General features: G+C 45.9%; 15 protein-coding genes. 11 read left to right on the top strand and 4 right to left on the bottom strand.

Going from position 1 to position 15,841, the window contains the following annotated elements:
• Positions 1-54: 54 nt before the first annotated feature.
• Positions 55-543: a YajQ family cyclic di-GMP-binding protein gene (locus HYN46_RS12275; protein ID WP_114900748.1), complete on the bottom strand. Its 489-nt coding sequence runs from the start codon at positions 541-543 to the stop codon at positions 55-57.
• 137 nt (positions 544-680) lie between these two features.
• Between HYN46_RS12275 and HYN46_RS12270 the strand changes: the two genes are divergently transcribed.
• Positions 681-1,007 carry a rhodanese-like domain-containing protein gene (locus HYN46_RS12270; protein ID WP_407640804.1) on the top strand — a complete coding sequence of 109 codons (327 nt, stop codon included), beginning with the start codon at positions 681-683 and terminating at the stop codon, positions 1,005-1,007.
• A 39-nt stretch (positions 1,008-1,046) separates the two neighbouring features.
• Complete coding sequence (gene dinB, locus HYN46_RS12265) at positions 1,047-2,120, top strand: DNA polymerase IV (protein ID WP_114899650.1); 1,074 nt, start codon at positions 1,047-1,049, stop codon at positions 2,118-2,120.
• On the opposite strand, the gene mtlD is transcribed toward dinB, so the two are convergent.
• The gene (gene mtlD / locus HYN46_RS12260) at positions 2,117-4,279 is read right to left on the bottom strand and encodes a bifunctional mannitol-1-phosphate dehydrogenase/phosphatase (RefSeq protein WP_114900746.1); all 2,163 of its coding nucleotides are present in this window, start codon (positions 4,277-4,279) and stop codon (positions 2,117-2,119) included. The genes dinB and mtlD overlap by 4 nt on opposite strands.
• A 726-nt stretch (positions 4,280-5,005) precedes the next feature.
• Between mtlD and HYN46_RS12255 the strand changes: the two genes are divergently transcribed.
• Positions 5,006-5,473 carry a copper resistance protein NlpE N-terminal domain-containing protein gene (locus HYN46_RS12255; protein WP_114899649.1) on the top strand — a complete coding sequence of 156 codons (468 nt, stop codon included), beginning with the start codon at positions 5,006-5,008 and terminating at the stop codon, positions 5,471-5,473.
• A gap of 75 nt (positions 5,474-5,548) precedes the next feature.
• Here HYN46_RS12255 and rho read toward each other — a convergent pair whose 3' ends face one another.
• Together rho and trxA are read right to left on the bottom strand one after the other, a co-directional pair.
• Positions 5,549-6,820 carry a transcription termination factor Rho gene (gene rho / locus HYN46_RS12250; RefSeq protein WP_114899648.1) on the bottom strand — a complete coding sequence of 424 codons (1,272 nt, stop codon included), beginning with the start codon at positions 6,818-6,820 and terminating at the stop codon, positions 5,549-5,551.
• A 759-nt stretch (positions 6,821-7,579) separates the two neighbouring features.
• Complete coding sequence (trxA, locus tag HYN46_RS12245; RefSeq protein WP_114899647.1) at positions 7,580-7,906, bottom strand: thioredoxin; 327 nt, start codon at positions 7,904-7,906, stop codon at positions 7,580-7,582.
• A gap of 169 nt (positions 7,907-8,075) precedes the next feature.
• On the opposite strand from trxA, the gene HYN46_RS17535 reads away from it, so the two are divergent.
• The 8 genes from HYN46_RS17535 (at position 8,076) to HYN46_RS12210 (ending at position 15,823) form a co-directional block, all read left to right on the top strand.
• Positions 8,076-8,207 (top strand): hypothetical protein, encoded by a 132-nt coding sequence (locus tag HYN46_RS17535; protein WP_265935980.1) that lies wholly within the window; start codon positions 8,076-8,078, stop codon positions 8,205-8,207.
• A gap of 221 nt (positions 8,208-8,428) precedes the next feature.
• Complete coding sequence (gene ppx / locus HYN46_RS12240) at positions 8,429-9,958, top strand: exopolyphosphatase (protein WP_114899646.1); 1,530 nt, start codon at positions 8,429-8,431, stop codon at positions 9,956-9,958.
• 58 nt (positions 9,959-10,016) lie between these two features.
• Positions 10,017-10,847, top strand: coding sequence for an acetyl-CoA carboxylase carboxyltransferase subunit alpha (locus tag HYN46_RS12235; protein ID WP_114899645.1), 831 nt, complete (start codon positions 10,017-10,019; stop codon positions 10,845-10,847).
• Between the two features lie 43 nt (positions 10,848-10,890).
• Positions 10,891-12,207, top strand: coding sequence for a tRNA lysidine(34) synthetase TilS (gene tilS, locus HYN46_RS12230; RefSeq protein ID WP_114899644.1), 1,317 nt, complete (start codon positions 10,891-10,893; stop codon positions 12,205-12,207).
• A gap of 189 nt (positions 12,208-12,396) precedes the next feature.
• Positions 12,397-13,233: a pyrroline-5-carboxylate reductase gene (gene proC, locus HYN46_RS12225; RefSeq protein WP_114899643.1), complete on the top strand. Its 837-nt coding sequence runs from the start codon at positions 12,397-12,399 to the stop codon at positions 13,231-13,233.
• Positions 13,234-13,327: 94 nt separating this feature from the next.
• Positions 13,328-13,900, top strand: coding sequence for a YggT family protein (locus tag HYN46_RS12220; protein ID WP_114899642.1), 573 nt, complete (start codon positions 13,328-13,330; stop codon positions 13,898-13,900).
• Between the two features lie 69 nt (positions 13,901-13,969).
• Positions 13,970-14,266, top strand: a complete 297-nt coding sequence (locus tag HYN46_RS12215) for a DUF167 domain-containing protein (RefSeq protein WP_210009175.1) — start codon at positions 13,970-13,972, stop codon at positions 14,264-14,266.
• A gap of 288 nt (positions 14,267-14,554) precedes the next feature.
• The gene (locus HYN46_RS12210; protein WP_114900745.1) at positions 14,555-15,823 is read left to right on the top strand and encodes an HlyD family secretion protein; all 1,269 of its coding nucleotides are present in this window, start codon (positions 14,555-14,557) and stop codon (positions 15,821-15,823) included.
• Positions 15,824-15,841: the final 18 nt, after the last annotated feature.

The following is a 15,841-nucleotide window of genomic DNA, read 5'->3' as shown; positions in this document are numbered from 1 at the left end:
ACTCTCAATCCTGCAAGGGGTTTTAGTGTCTAGATCTGATGGGGTTATGCCGTATCAGTCTTTAAAGTTGTTGAACTGCAATGGCAAACCGAACTGTTGTTCTTTCAGATAAGCCATGATTTGTTGCAAGGTATCGCGTTTTTTGTCTGTGACGCGAATCTTGTCACCTTGGATTGAAGATTGAACTTTAATACCGCTTTCTTTAATGGCTTTATTAATTTTTTTTGCGCTATCTGAGTCAAGTCCATCTTTGAGTTTGATCAATTGGGTGATGAACTTACCAGACGCAGTCATGTCTTGTGGGTCCAGACTTTGGATGTCCACTTTGCGCTTGGTCATGTGGTTTTCTAACATGGCGTAAACGTTTTCAACCTGAAAATCACTTTCGCCTTTGATTTTAATTTCTTTGTTTTTTTCATTCAGTTCAATGCTGACTTCACTACCGCGAAAATCGAAACGGGTCTGGATTTCTTTTTGTGTGTTTTGTACAGCATGATTGAGTTCAAAAAGCTCTAATTCTGAGACAATATCGAGTGATGGCATAAGGTAACCTATACGGATAAATTGAATGGCGTCATTATAGCAAATTGTACCTACAAAACGCGGTGTGTCAGCGCTTTGACGTGTATGAAGTGTTAAGTTGAATGAACGCATCAGTTCAAATCATGAGGAGTAGTGCGGTGATTAAACAATTAGCAATTACGGATTTTCCAGCGGTTCAACAGGATAAGCCAGAGCTGCATGTCTGGGATGTCCGAGATAGCAAGTCTTTTGCTGAGGGGCATATCGTGGGTGCGGTGAATCGTCCGATTGAGCATCTGGATGCATCTACCCTTGCTGGCATTCCTCAAGGTGAGCCAGTGTATGTACTGTGCGGCGGTGGCACTAAAGCGGGTCGTGCAGTAACGATTTTGGAAGCCTTAGACCCCACACGTGATTATGTTGAACTAAAAGGCGGCACGCGTGGTGCAAAAGCGGCCGGCTGGCCGATTGTCAGCGAAGCATAAACGCCGTCTAAGCAAAGTCTAACCACAGCGAAATCGGTCATGAGCACATCGCCACGGAAAATCATCCATATCGATATGGATGCCTTCTATGCCTCAGTTGAGCAGCGTGATGATGTCAGCTTGCGTGGCAAACCAGTCGTGGTAGCATGGAAAGGGGAGCGCTCGGTGGTCTGTGCGGCGTCCTATGAGGCCAGAAAGTTTGGTATACGCTCTGCCATGTCGGCAATCCGTGCCGAGCGCTTATGTCCTGATGCCGTCTTTGTTCCTCCCGACTTTGTCCGTTATAAAGCGGCTTCGCGGCAGATGCATGAGATTTTTCATCGTTATACCGATCTGATTGAGCCCTTGTCTTTAGATGAGGCTTATCTCGATGTCACTGCCCCCAAGGCAGATTTGGGATCAGCAACTGCGATAGCCACTCAAATCCGTGCAGAGATTCGTGAAGAGATTGGACTTACGGCATCAGCAGGCGTAGCACCGAATAAATTGTTGGCCAAGATCGCCTCGGACTGGCGTAAGCCCGATGGCCTGTTTGTGATTCGTCCGCATCAGGTTGAAGCTTTTTTACAACCGCTGCCTGTGTCGAAGATTCATGGCGTGGGCAAGGTGATGCAGGCCAAGCTGACAGAACTTGGCATCGCAACGGTTGCGGATTTAAGACAACGAGAGCTTGTGGAGCTTGAGCAACGTTTTGGGCGTTTTGGTCGGCGACTGTTTGAGTGCGCGCGGGGCATCGATGAGCGCACGGTCGAGCCCAATCAACCCGTGCAGTCGATCTCATCTGAAGATACCTTTAGTATCGATCTTCCCCTGAGTGCTTTGCATGAAGCCATTCAGAAGTTGGCGCTCAGAACATGGAATGCGACCAAGAAGACCAATCGTATTGGACGCACGGTGGTCTTAAAGCTTAAAACGGCTCAGTTTCAAAGTATCACCCGCAGTTTTACACCGCAGCACGTAATTCGTTCAGAAGCGGAATTTACTCAAATCGCGCTCGCACTCTGCGAGCGTGTTCAACTGCCAGAAAGCACTCACTATCGACTCGTGGGTGTGGGGCTCAGTGGCTTTGTTGAGCGAGATGAGATCTCGCTGCAAGGGGAGTTGTTCGATTAGGCTTTTTCAAGCGGCCAATCAAGGTGATTGAGTGACGGGTCGTTTAAGCGATTAAAGTGATCCGTAATCCGTTCAATTAGTGCATGGTCTTTTTCCAGATCAAGGCTTTGATAGCTTTGACCATTGTAGCGACCATGATAGGTCAGTATGGGTACGATCGATTGATGTTCCTCATAGATCGAATGAATCAACAGACTTTCTTTGTCATTCGGATTGATCAGACGCACTGCATAGAGCAGGCCCAGCGCGGTGCCAAATTCCAGCATTGGCGTGGCAATTTCATATTTCTGTGCCAGATCAATACTGCCGATGATGCGTTCTTTTCTTTGCAGTTTACGTAAGGGATCGCGAGCCACGCGTGAGCAAGGGTCTTTAAAGGAGACCTTACAGCTTTGAATAAAATTATGAATAAAGGTATTCATAAAGTTGGCGGAGACAGGAGACTCTTTCAGAATGGCGGGTTTGATCTCATGGTTGACCAGTTTTTTGACCAGTGCCAAAACCCGTGGATCACCCATGCCCTGACCAATACTTTGATAACCCAGTAAACTGCTATACCATGCGATGATGGCATGGGTGCCATTAAGCAGTTTGTTTTTGATCATCTGAATTTCTTTCATATTATCAAAAACTTGAACCTGCCTTAATTGCTCCAGAATTTTACTGCCTTTTTGAGCATACAGTGCCATTTCAGGGCCGCTATTAAAGACCGTCACGTTAAACGAATTGACGATATCGGTGATATTCGACATTACATCCAGTTTCTCAGAGATGCTTTGAATGCTTTGATCAGCTGGGTCTTCGCCTTGCGGCAGTATGGTGCGGATATTTTTGCGTGAGAGCAGATTCTTATCCGCTAGACTCCCTTCCACACTATAAAAATTGATCTTGGCCTGTTTGATCAGCGCTTTATTCGAGGCCTTACTGACTATGCGATTCACCACGGTTTCGGTAAAGTAAACGTGATCAATGATCTGTTTGCATGTCATCTCATCCGTTAGCAGGGACAAGGCTTGCTTGACATGCTTTTTCACAAAGGTCGCACCAGACACTTTATTTAAGATAATTAATAGCGTGATCTCGCGACCATTAGTGTTGTGACGCGCAAGTAAGCCTTGGGCAATCACGGTCGCTTGTTGTTTGATCGCCGCTTCTGGTAGGCATAAGCCGATGATCTCAGATTCCACATACATCTGAAGCATGGCCTCTTCATCAGCGATATCAATCAATCGAATATGATCAATGGTCTGGTCAAAGGCAAGTTTGCTGTAGTCCACATGATATTTGCCGAAGGCATTGATCAGATTTCTCAGGACGCTATTGCCTGTGGCGGCTGTGATTTCCATCGGGCGAGTGTAACCATCCCAATGAGAGAAGACTTGCGTCAGATATCCACCGCCCATGGCGCCAAAACCATGGATACCCACTTTTAATTGATTAATGGCTTGAGGAAAAGCATCGATCAGTTTGGGGATCGGTAAGTTTGGTGTTGCATCTGCCAACTCTTGCAGAAACTCAGTCATGCTTTCATAAAACTGAAACGCTTTTTGCTTGATTTCAGGGCGAGGTTCTTTGATGTCTTTAATCAAGATGGGAATCCCACCCGCGCCAAAGGCCGACAGCAAACCATTTTCAGAGTCTTCAAACATAAAGCAATGTTCAGGAGCGCAGTTCAGTTCATGCGCTGCGGTTAAGAAAATCTCTGGGTGAGGTTTGCCCAACTGCACTTCATCACCACACACGGTGATATCAAAGTATTTCATCACATTGGCATTGATCAGATATTCTTCAGCAATCTCTCGGCGACTTGATGTGGCAACGGCCATCAACATATCATTTTTTTTGAGTCGTTCTAAAACTTGAAACAGTCCTTTTTTGATAGGAACGCCGTGTGTCCGGATGTGGGCTAGCTCTAGCTCATCGGCACGGCGACGGATATCCTTGTAGGGGTAGTCTATGCCATAGACACTTTTGGCAAGCTCTTCGGCTTTCTTTGCACTCAGACCCAGTGAGCCCATCAGGACTTCATCACTGATGGGTGTTCCAAAGAGCTCATCGGACGCTTGCTGGATTGTTTTAAAACGAAGTCGTTCTGTATCAAACATGGTGCCATCCATATCGAAAATGGCAGCCTTGATGGTCCTATCTTTAAAAATCATATACATACCTTTGACGCAATTGCGTAGTCATGAAAATGGAATGGATGTCAGCTCATAGATGGTTCTCTGTCGTGTTCATGTATGGGTCTATAAGTAATCGTCATCGAGTTGATTGACGAAAAGTTAAAACGGTTAGTAGCTTGGCAGCGAAATACCGTCGTGATTCATGGATAAGCGTTCATCTTTGCGCTTTTAAAATGAGACATCCTGTTTGGTCATGGGCATGCCGTATCATGCTTAGCGCATTGTTTTTATATAAATTTATCGTATTTATTTTTGAGGCTGTATTTTGAGGTGTTCAACATGAAGCTGTTGATCACGTGTGAGTCGCAGGAATGAGGTGATGACTTATCGTTTTATATACAGGAAATCATTCCACGAATGATTTCAATCATGAACTTTCCTATACTGCTCTGATCTGACATGGGGCATTGATTGAGCAACCCATGTTCAGTTGCGAAATTTATTTTACCACATGGTAAAGTTTGTTGTCGGTATGAGTGGTGTCAGTATGTTAAAAGATGTAAAACATCCTCAAACCGCAGCACTGTGTCATCTTACGTTAAAATTGTAAGCGCTAGACATAAAACATCGTTGGGGCATTGTAGCTGTGCGCTCAACATCTGTTTGAGCGAGATTATTTACATAAACGGGACGCGTGGGGCATCTTTTTAAAGGTGGGATGCTCTAAAATGAACGTCTGGTTTAGTCGCTTTGGAAAAGTATATGAATATCAATAAGCCCATGTTGCTGGTGTGGAGTAGCGTCTTTCTGGTGACGTTCTTGTCTGCCTGTAATAAACACGAGCAACGTGTTGCCGCCGATGCGGCGCCTGCTGAGGCCACTGCATCAGCTCCAGCACCCACCGCGAACCAAATTGCGATTGCAGGAAAATATGAGGGCACTCTGCCAGGCGGAGATTCTAGTATTAAAACCATCATTCAACTGAATGCAGATGGTACTTATACCTCCAATGAAACCTATGTCCGTGAGAAAGAGTTTAAGCAACCTGAAGTGAAAGGACTGTGGCTAGCCAGCAAAGACGGCACCAATATTGCGCTAAAGTCCGATAGTGCTGTCCCTGGCAATATCGTATGTTTTGGCGTAGTGCCCGGCGGCATTGTTAAATACGATACCTCATGTAAACCGATTGCCGGTGAACAAGCTGCAATGTATACATTGAAGAAGTCTTAAGTATTCCTTATTTATTCTGAACACAAAAAAGCCGCACCATCTTTCGATGTGTGCGGCTTTTTATTGCCTAGGGCATTACGCCGTAGCGGATTTCTTCTTCATTTGATCAAAGAAGTCATCGTTGGTTTTGGTATCTTTCATGCGATCAAGCAAGAATTCAATCGCTTGAAGCTCATCCATCGGATGTAGCAATTTACGCAGGATCCAGACCTTACGTAAGGTATCCTCATCCATCAGGCGCTCTTCACGACGCGTACCGGATTTCTTGATATTCATGGCTGGGAACACGCGTTTTTCAGCGATACGGCGTTCAAGATTGATCTCTTGATTACCAGTTCCTTTGAACTCTTCAAAAATGACTTCATCCATTTTTGAACCGGTTTCAATCAGCGCGGTACCGATGATAGTCAGTGATCCGCCTTCTTCGATATTACGTGCCGCACCAAAGAAGCGTTTTGGACGTTCAAGCGCATGTGCGTCCACACCACCAGTCAAGACTTTACCAGAGGATGGAATCACAGTGTTGTAAGCACGGGCGAGGCGTGTGATTGAGTCGAGCAGAATCACCACGTCTTTCTTATGCTCAACAAGGCGTTTTGCTTTTTCGATGACCATTTCAGCTACTTGGACGTGACGTGCTGGTGGCTCATCAAAGGTCGATGCAACCACTTCACCACGGACAGTACGCTGCATTTCCGTGACTTCTTCAGGACGTTCATCAATCAAGAGAACGATCAAATAGGCTTCTGGCGTATTGCGGGTAATTGACTGCGCCAGAGTTTGCAGCAACATGGTTTTACCGGCTTTAGGCGGTGCAACCACGATAGAACGTTGGCCTTTACCAATCGGCGCCATCAAGTCGATAACACGACCTGTGAGATCTTCAGTTGTGCCGTTGCCTAATTCCATGATCATCTGTTCCGTTGGGAACAGTGGGGTCAAGTTTTCAAAGAGGATTTTATTGCGGGCGTTTTCAGGAGAATCATAGTTGATCTGATTCACTTTAAGCAGTGCGAAGTAGCGTTCACCTTCTTTCGGTGGGCGAATCGTACCGTTGATGGTGTCACCTGTACGCAGATTGAAGCGTCGAATCTGACTTGGGCTGACATAGATGTCGTCAGGACCAGCAAGATAAGAGCCTTCAGCCGAGCGCAGAAAGCCAAAACCATCACCCAAAATTTCAAGGACACCATCGCCAAAGATTTCATCGCCGTTCATGGCATGGCGTTTAAGCAGTGCAAAAATAATATCTTGTTTGCGATTTCTCGCCATATTGTCTAAGCCAATTTGTTCAGCGATATGCACAAGTTCGCTGATTGGTTTTTTCTTAAGTTCTGTAAGATTCATAGAGCAGGATTCGTGGAATGGAGGAGGGAGGGAGAAACAAAATGTTGCATGGTATTGATATCGTTCAATGAGGATTGGTTTCGTTCAGCTAAAAAGACAAGTTGGGGCATTTCTAGGTGCGACCTGTGGTTTTGCGAAATCCGAAAAGGACCAATCGCGTGTAAATACAGTGAGCAGTGCATGAAGTGTCTTAAATTAAAAATTAAAGTTGTTGAGAGGGATGTGTACAGTCTAGCCAGATGATATTGATTAGTTTTAGCGGGAACGCGAACCATCAGAGAGTAAGAGACTTTATGCTCTGAATGCAGGGTTGCTAAAAATGATCAAGTGAATCACTAAGTAAAATGCCGTCATCCCGGACAGTCATATTTTGTGTTTGTTTAAGATAGTAACGTCGTTGTGTTATCTTAAAAGCATCATCTTTACAACATCATAAAGCGTTGGTTCTGAAACAAAAACAGACTTAAAATCGTTTGATTCAGATTACTTTGTAACCTAGATAAAGTATCAAAGCAAAATTATTAAATTTAAATCGATTCGGAACAAATTTTATAGGAGTGAAGTAGGTTTGACCGAGCGGTCGTCTTGAATCAACTGGCAGTGCAGTCTATCAAAAAATAAACATCTTTTCCTTATTAGGAACTATAAGAGCTTTGATAAGCACTTGTCAATGTTGTAACGCATCTAAATTTAAAAACAATACAAAAAAACGCATAAGCGGCAATGGGCATGCATTGCATGCCCATCACTCAAGATCTGTTAGATATGTTGTTCGATGAATGAAACCAATTGTGAGCGCGGTGCTGCGCCAACTTTTTGATCTACTTTCTCACCGTTCTTGAAGATCAAGAGAGCAGGAATGTTACGGATGTTATAATCCACAGAAGTTTGTTCGTTGGCAGTCACGTCTACTTTGACGATTTTGATTTTGCCTTCGTATTCTGCTGACAGTGCTTCCAGAACTGGAGCGATTTGTTTACAAGGTGCACACCAGCTTGCCCAGAAATCAACGAGTACAGGGATGTCTGAATCCAAGACGTCGGTTTTGAAGTTGCTGTCAGTGGTGTTGATAATCAGGTCGCTCATGGCGGACTCCAAATAGGTGAATCGGTAGACCTACGATACACATGTTTAATCATGAAAGATCATTGGGATGTTTTACCAGTATCGATCTTTCCGTGATTAAAGCATGGCGCTACTCAAACTGCGTAGTGTTGATATGTAGGGTAATGTTGCCATTTTCAAGGGTAAAGCCTTGACTGTCAAATGGGCTCTTCTGATGGGGCTGATCGGTTCTGTCGATGATGTCAGTTTTAAATCAGCGAGTTATGCCGACCAAAGTCGCCTATTAACGCGTATCGATATCATTAATATGACGACATGGTGAAATATTGGTAGCATTTTGAGTCGATTTGGATGACGTTTTGGTTGGGCTTTGGTGACGTTTCGCGTTAAACTCAGGTCAATTGACGTGTGATACGTTTGATGCAAGCGACTAGGACGGGTAGCGAGTTAACCCCCAATCGTGTTTTAGCGTTTTTTTTGGATGAGAATTTCTCCAATTTTTCTTTTTTCTTTTAATGGTTTTTATCGTTTTTGGATTTGCTGATGGCTGATTTTTTCCCTGAAGAAGAACTTTTGGCCGCGATTGATCTCGGGTCGAATAGTTTTCATTTAGCAATCGCGCGTTTAGATCACGGCGAAGTGCGTAAAGTTGCATCAATGTCAGAAAAAGTGCAGTTAGCCGCAGGCTTAGATGCTGACAAAGTGTTGAGTTTAGAGGCGCAGCAGCGTGGATTAGATTGTCTTTCCCGTTTTGTGGGGCGGCTTGGGAGTGTCACTCCCCAGCGGATGCGCATTGTGGCGACCAATGCACTGCGTGAAGCGACCAATGCCCAAGAGTTTATAGATAAAGCGCAACGGATACTGCCGAAGTCGATTGAGATTATTGCCGGTCGTGAAGAGGCGCGTCTGATTTATCTGGGTGTATCGCATACTACGGCGGCTGGTGGTCGTCGGTTGGTGGTCGATATTGGTGGTGGTTCGACTGAGTTTATTATTGGTCAGGATTTTGAGCCACTACAAACTGAATCGCTACAGATGGGCTGCGTTGCTTATACACGCCAGTTTTTCCTAGATGGCCAGATCAATCCAATGTCTTTTGAACGTGCCAAAGCTGCAGCACGTAAGGAAGTGACTGCGATTGCAGCGATTTATCGTGAAACGGGTTGGGACACGGTGGTCGGATCAAGCGGTACGATTAAGGCTGCGCGTCAGTTGCTCATGCAGCAAGGACTCACAGACGAACAAGGGCATATCACGTATGCGGCACTCGAAAAATTGCGTGAGCAGATCTTGAAGTGGAAGCATACCGATGACATTTATTTCGAAGGTTTAAAAGAAGACCGTAAAGCGGTATTGCCTGCCGGTCTTGCCATACTCATGGGCTTATTTGAAATTCTCGGCATCGAAAAAATGGGCTATTCCGATGGCGCACTGCGTGAGGGGGTCATGTATGATCTGCTCGGACGCTTCCGCCATGAAGATGTGCGTGATCGCAGTGTCCAAGCTTTGATGGCGCGTTACTACGCTGACCCTCGTCAAGCAGAGCGGGTTGCATTGACCGCGCGTACTTTGTTTGAGCAAGTGGCAGATGCCTTAAAGCTTGATGAAGAAGACGGTGATTTACTGCGTCGTGCGGCTTATTTGCATGAAATTGGATTGGCCATTAGCCATGGTAGTTATCATCGTCATGGGGCGTACCTGCTTGAGCATTCTGATGTGCCCGGCTTTTCTAAGGTCGATCAATTACGTCTGTCTTTTCTCGTTGGTCTGCATCGCCGTAAGCTTCGGGTTGAAACACGCGCGCAAGTGCTGCATGCCGGTGGTCAGTCGTTATTAACATTATGTCTGTTGTTACGCTTATCGGTCCTGTTCCATCATTCTCGCTATGATCAAGTCGTACCGACATTTGTGTTATCGATTATTGATGAGAAAACGTGGCAGTTGGCGGTCGATCAGCATGGTGCTGAGTGGCCTATGCTGCAAGCGGATCTGCAGCAGGAGATTGTCCAGTTTGCGAATTGGGGGATTGAATTGGATATCGTGCAATTGATTAAAGCCGAAATTGAAGCATAATGGTGTTTTAAAAGCAGTTTGCTCGCCTTAATTGGCTCATGATTGAATAGGATAAAACATGAATGCATCACTGAATCCGATTAAAAGCGCATGGCAGACTGTGCAAATTGCACGGCATGCGGATCGCCCGCAATTTTTAGATTATGTGAATGGCTTATTTACAGAGTTTGATATCTTGCATGGCGATCGCGCTTTTGGTGATGATCACGCACTGATTGGTGGATTAGCCCGATTCAATGGCCGCCCAGTGATGGTGGTTGGGCAGCATCGGGGGCGGACAACTGCTGAGCGGATTTATCATAATTTTGGCATGACCAATCCCGAAGGTTATCGCAAAGCACAGCGTTTGTTTGAAATGGCAGAACGCTTTGGCTTACCCGTATTGACCTTTATCGACACTATGGGTGCTTACCCAGGTGTAGGTGCGGAAGAGCGCGGACAAGCGGAAGCGATTGCGCGAAATCTGGCGGTACTCTCCACGTTGAAAGTACCGGTTATTGCGACTGTGATTGGTGAAGGCGGCTCAGGGGGTGCACTAGCAATCGGAGTTGCGGATAAAGTTCTGATGCTTGAAAACAGTATGTATTCCGTCATTTCACCCGAGGGTTGTGCCTCGATTCTGTGGAAAACTAACGAACAGGCTGAGCGCGCCAGTGAGGCATTGGCATTGACTGCGCAGAAGTTAAAAGCTTTGGGGTTGATTGATCAAGTGATCAGTGAAGGTGAGGGTGCGCATTTGACGCCAGATCATGCTGTGGATGCACTGCGTGTGGCGTTGACGGCATGGCTTGATCAACTCAGTGCATTACCAGTGGCAGAACTGGTTGAAGCACGTTATCAGCGATTGATGAAATTTGGGAGTCGTTTACCCGCTTTACCGATCACATGATGAGAACGGCGGGTGAGGCTCAGACAAAACGGATGCAGCTTGCATGCTGATTGAACAGGCGATTAAGGAAACGCTGAAACGGTTTAAACCGAATCAGCGTTTTTTGTTGGGTTGTAGTGGCGGATTAGACTCCATTGCTCTGCTGTTTGCGCTGAAGCGTATTTGCGCTGAAGCGGAGTCTGGCTTTGGGCTGCGCGTAGTTCACGTGGACCATGATTTACAAGCACCTTCTAGCGAGTGGGCCCGTCAAGTGGTCACTCAGGCACAAGCCTTAAATCTGGATGTGGTGGTTAAGAAAGTTCAAGTTGCATCCGGCAATCTTGAAAATGAGGCGCGCATTGCACGCTATCGTGCATTTAAGGACGTGATTGACGCAGATGAGGTGCTGGTACTGGCGCATCATAAACAAGATCAAGCCGAAACGGTCTTGATGCGTTTGCTGAGTGGTAGCGGCGTGAGTGGCTTAGCGGCGATGCGGGAAGTCAATGTGCAAGACGGATTGACCATTGTCAGGCCGCTCTTGCATGTTTCTCGTGCAGATATTCAGTATTACGCTGAGCAGCATCAATTACGTTGGGTGGATGATCCGGCCAATCATGATTTGAGTTTTGATCGAGTTGTATTACGCGAGAAAGTGTGGCCTGTGCTGCAAGCCCAGTGGCCGGGATTTGAAGCAGCAATGACACGCACTGCACGACTGATGGCTGATGCGGAATCTATGCTTACAGAGCAAGGTCTGCTGGATATTGCATCAGTACGGCGATCACAAAACACCCTTGATATTGCTGCGATCCAGACGTTGTCCGAGGCGCGGACACGGTGGCTGTTATCGCGCTGGATGCAGGGAGATGAGCGCTATGCTCCACCACTGAGTCGAGTTGAGGCCGTACGGCAGATGATGGATGCCCAAATGGATGCGACACCTGTAGTGATTTGGCAGTCGGGTACAGCCAGCTATCAGTTTAGGCGTTATCAGGGGCGATTGTTTCGTTTGCCGCTTGATTTGCCTAAAGCCGATATTCAGGAAAGATCTTTTGTGCTGGAGCAGCAGTTGGATTTAGCCACGGGTAAGTGGCAAGTTCAATCGATGCCCAGTGGCTTGTCTCCAACATTTTTAGGACAACCCTTACGACTTCGCCCACGTCGTCTGGGAGAGTCATTACATTTATCTGGGCGGGTGGGGCGCTGGCCACTCAAAAAACTGTTACAGTCATTGGATTTGTCACCTTGGCAGCGTGAGCAAGTTCAGGTACTTGAAACTTTAGATGCAGAGCCTTTAGCACTCCTTAGTGCGGCAGGATTTTGGCCTGTGGCTCAGGTCGTCGAAACTTCCGGTTGGGGAATGATCCAGTGTCATTAAATTCCAATAGATTTTGGTTATGCTCAGTGGCGAGATCATCTGTGATTTTGGCATGTTTATTTTAAGCAGCCACAGATGATGATCAGCTTATCGTGATCAAAGGATCACAGTTTTAATGATTTGTTTTTGATGATTTGTTCTATGATGAATCTTTATAATTTTTATGAATAATTTCGTGGATTTAGTTTTATGAGCGTACAACACAATGTGACCCCAATTGATTCAACCAAAATTGTTGCATTTATCGGTGGCGGGAACATGGCGCAGGCATTGATTGGTGGGCTTTTGGCGGAAGGTTTACCTGCGACAATGATTCGCGTTGCTGAGCCCGTTGCTGAGTTGCGAGAGATATTGGCCTTGCGTGGCGTCGGGGCGTTTGCGACCGCGACTGAAGCGGTGAATGGTGCAGATGTTGTTGTACTTGCAGTAAAACCGCAAATCATTCAAGCGGTATTGGCTGAATTGGCTGATCTGGTTGCAGATAAGCTGGTGATTTCCATTGCCGCTGGCATTTCGGTTGCGACGATTGCTCATGGTCTTGCAGGACATGAGCGAATTGTACGTGCGATGCCTAATACTCCTGCTTTGGTACAAACAGGTGCGACTGGCTTGTATGCAGATGACCTGCTGAGTCAACTGGATCGAGATATGGCAGCAACCATTCTTTCAGCAGCAGGTTTAGTGCTGTGGGTTGAGGATGAATCATTGATGCATGCGGTCACTGCGGTATCCGGTTCTGGTCCAGCGTATTTCTTTTATTTGATGGAAGCCATGATTGATGCGGGAATCGCGCAAGGGCTCGATGAACGGACTGCACGTGCCTTGACCTTACAAACGGCGCTTGGTGCAGCACAGATGGCGATTATCAGTGAAGACAGTCCAGCAAAACTCCGTCAAAAAGTGACATCTCCAAACGGCACAACGGCAGCAGCGATAGACTATCTGGATGATCATGCTGTGCGCACGCATATCGTCGATGCATTAGGTGCGGCGGGAAAACGTAGTATCGAATTGTCAGCCAATTGATACCGTCGCTTTTGATATCAAGTCGCATTCCCCGACATGTATTGTCATGCTTGATCGACTAAGTTTTACAAAATAGAAATGAGGACGCGGTTGTATGGATTCGTTAATTTTACAGATTTTTAACATCGTCACTGGTGTGGCGATGTTGTTGTTATTCCTGCGCTTTATGATGCAGTTGACTCAGGTTGATCCTTACAACCCGATTGTGATGTCGACGGTTCGTGCGACGCACATTGTAGATATTTTTGGCCGTATTTTACCAACAGTCGGTCAAGGTCGTATCAATTTGGCCGCACTTGGACTGATGGTTCTGGTTCGTTTGGTCGATCTAGGCGGTACGAACTTGTTGAATGGCTCAACCAATATCGGACCGGATGTATTGCTTCTAGAGTTGGTTTTTGGTCTGCTCGATGATTTCTTGTGGATGTGTAAGATTCTGATTTATGTGTCCATAATTTCAAGCGTTGTCATGATGTTTACGCAAGCACCGACGCCAATGATTGTACTGGTTATGCAAATGACCGAGCCATTATATGCGCCTTTTAGACGGTTTATGCCGGATTTAGGGCCTCTGGATCTGTCACCATTGGTTGCGTTACTTGCTATTGGTGCTACGCGTTTCTTGCTCAGCTATGCACATAATTTCCTGCTGCAAGGGATGCTCTAACTTGTTTTTTAGCAGCACAGACAGTCATTCGCATTATTCAAAAGTGAGTCATGCATTTTGAGTGACTCTGTGCCTGCTTTTGCTTTCTTTGTCAAAGTTCAGCCCAATGCTAAAAAAACTGAGATCCTTGGGCTTGAGACGATCAATCATCCTGCATCGAATATCCCTACGTCCATGTTAAAAATTCGTTTGGCGGCGCCACCCATTGATGGTAAAGCCAACCAAGTGCTGTGTGCCTTTATTGCAAAGCAATTTGATGTGCCCCTTCGGCAAGTCACGCTTCAGAGCGGCGAAGCCTCAAAGATTAAGCGGATTTTGGTTGATCAGCCAAAAGTGATCCCTGCGCTACTGAACGATATTGATTGACTGACAATCATCAATTTCTGATGAATCTTGAGCCTCCGAATTTGGATTATAGTGGAGATCGACTCCTATTCTTTTTGTAAACTAATAGACATCTTTTCGCCTAAATCTATATAGTTATAGTTGACTATTCGTCTTAATAGGAATACTTTTTCAAAGACTAAGGCCTTACATTGACCAGCCAGTAGATATAGCTTGGAATGGAGGTGTTAGTGATGTGGAACAAATTTGAAACAAGTGATTCAATTTAAAAAATTACAATTTAAAAAATCAAATATAGAAAAATTAACCATGTCAAACAAGCCACTTTTCCGAACAGAAGCGTTGAATGCCCAACAGGTCAATTGGCTGGGCAACATCATTCTTGCGCGTCCCATTTCTTTTAGCATGATGACTGCATTTGCAGGCATTCTTGCGCTGATTGTGGTCCTGTTTCTGATCTGGGGAACGTATACCAAGCGCAGTACGGTTACAGGGCAACTTATCCCCAATACGGGACTTGTGCAAATCTATGCGCAGCAGCCGGGCATTGTCTTAGAGAAAAAAGTGGTCGAAGGACAGGCGGTTAAGCAAGGTGATGTCCTGTACGTTCTATCCAGTGAACGTCAAAGCACGCAAGGCGATACGCAAAATGCGATCAGTCGGCAGGTTCAAGCGCGCGAGCAGTCCTTGCGCGATGAGTTAATCAAGACTAAAGCCATTCAGCAAGATGACCAAGCTGCACAGGCCCGAAAAGTGACCGATTTACGCGCAGAGCTTTCTGCTTTGGCGGGTCAAATTCAAGGTCAACAAAGCCGCGTAGCATTAGCTGAACAAACCATCAGTCGCTATCAAAGTCTATTGAATCAAGATTATATTTCAAAAGAACAATTTCAACAAAAACAAGAAGACTTGCTCGATCAACGCAATCGGCTGCAAAGTCTGCAGCGGGATCGCATTACGGTTGGACGTGAATTGGATGCCCAGCAACACACGCTCGGTAGTTTATCGCTCAATCAACAAAACCAGTTGGCGCAGATTGATCGCACACTTGCCAGTACGAGTCAGGAACTGACCGAGAGCGAAGCGAAAAGACGTTTGGTGATTACCGCATCCGAGTCGGGTATTGCGACTACAGTAACTGCGGAAGTCGGGCAAACAGTGGATAACAATAGGCCTTTGGTGAGTATTGTGCCACGCGGTTCGATCTTACAGGCGCAGTTGTATGTCCCGAGTAAAGCGATTGGTTTTATCAAACCGGGTGATTCAGTGTTACTACGCTATCAGGCCTATCCTTATCAAAAGTTTGGTCATGCTAAAGGGGTCGTGATTTCTGTATCCAAGACGGCTTTGCCGAGCAGTGAAATCACCAATATGAGTATCCCGATCAATGGTACAACTCAAAATAGTGAACCCCTGTACCGCATTACGGTCAAATTGAATCAGCAAACCGTCCAAGCCTACGGCAAAGCGCAATCCTTACAAGCAGGCATGCTGCTGGATGCTGACATCCTGCAAGAGAAGCGTCATTTGTATGAGTGGGTGCTGGAGCCCCTGTATAGCTTGACCGGTAAACTTTAATTTTTTTTAAGTCCTCTA

This window comes from Aquirhabdus parva, assembly GCF_003351745.1.
GTDB lineage: Bacteria > Pseudomonadota > Gammaproteobacteria > Pseudomonadales > Moraxellaceae > Aquirhabdus > Aquirhabdus parva.
This window is presented reverse-complemented; position numbering and strand designations above follow the sequence as displayed.

Bases quoted from the DNA above. Each gene is read 5' to 3' on its own strand.
- HYN46_RS12275 (WP_114900748.1), bottom strand. From the start codon at position 543: ATGCCATCACTCGATATTGTCTCAGAATTAGAGCTTTTTGAACTCAAT.
- dinB (WP_114899650.1), top strand. From the start codon at position 1,047: ATGAGCACATCGCCACGGAAAATCATCCATATCGATATGGATGCCTTC.
- mtlD (WP_114900746.1), bottom strand. From the start codon at position 4,279: ATGATTTTTAAAGATAGGACCATCAAGGCTGCCATTTTCGATATGGAT.
- HYN46_RS12255 (WP_114899649.1), top strand. From the start codon at position 5,006: ATGAATATCAATAAGCCCATGTTGCTGGTGTGGAGTAGCGTCTTTCTG.
- rho (WP_114899648.1), bottom strand. From the start codon at position 6,820: ATGAATCTTACAGAACTTAAGAAAAAACCAATCAGCGAACTTGTGCAT.
- trxA (WP_114899647.1), bottom strand. From the start codon at position 7,906: ATGAGCGACCTGATTATCAACACCACTGACAGCAACTTCAAAACCGAC.
- ppx (WP_114899646.1), top strand. From the start codon at position 8,429: ATGGCTGATTTTTTCCCTGAAGAAGAACTTTTGGCCGCGATTGATCTC.
- HYN46_RS12235 (WP_114899645.1), top strand. From the start codon at position 10,017: ATGAATGCATCACTGAATCCGATTAAAAGCGCATGGCAGACTGTGCAA.
- tilS (WP_114899644.1), top strand. From the start codon at position 10,891: ATGCTGATTGAACAGGCGATTAAGGAAACGCTGAAACGGTTTAAACCG.
- proC (WP_114899643.1), top strand. From the start codon at position 12,397: ATGAGCGTACAACACAATGTGACCCCAATTGATTCAACCAAAATTGTT.
- HYN46_RS12220 (WP_114899642.1), top strand. From the start codon at position 13,328: ATGGATTCGTTAATTTTACAGATTTTTAACATCGTCACTGGTGTGGCG.
- HYN46_RS12210 (WP_114900745.1), top strand. From the start codon at position 14,555: ATGTCAAACAAGCCACTTTTCCGAACAGAAGCGTTGAATGCCCAACAG.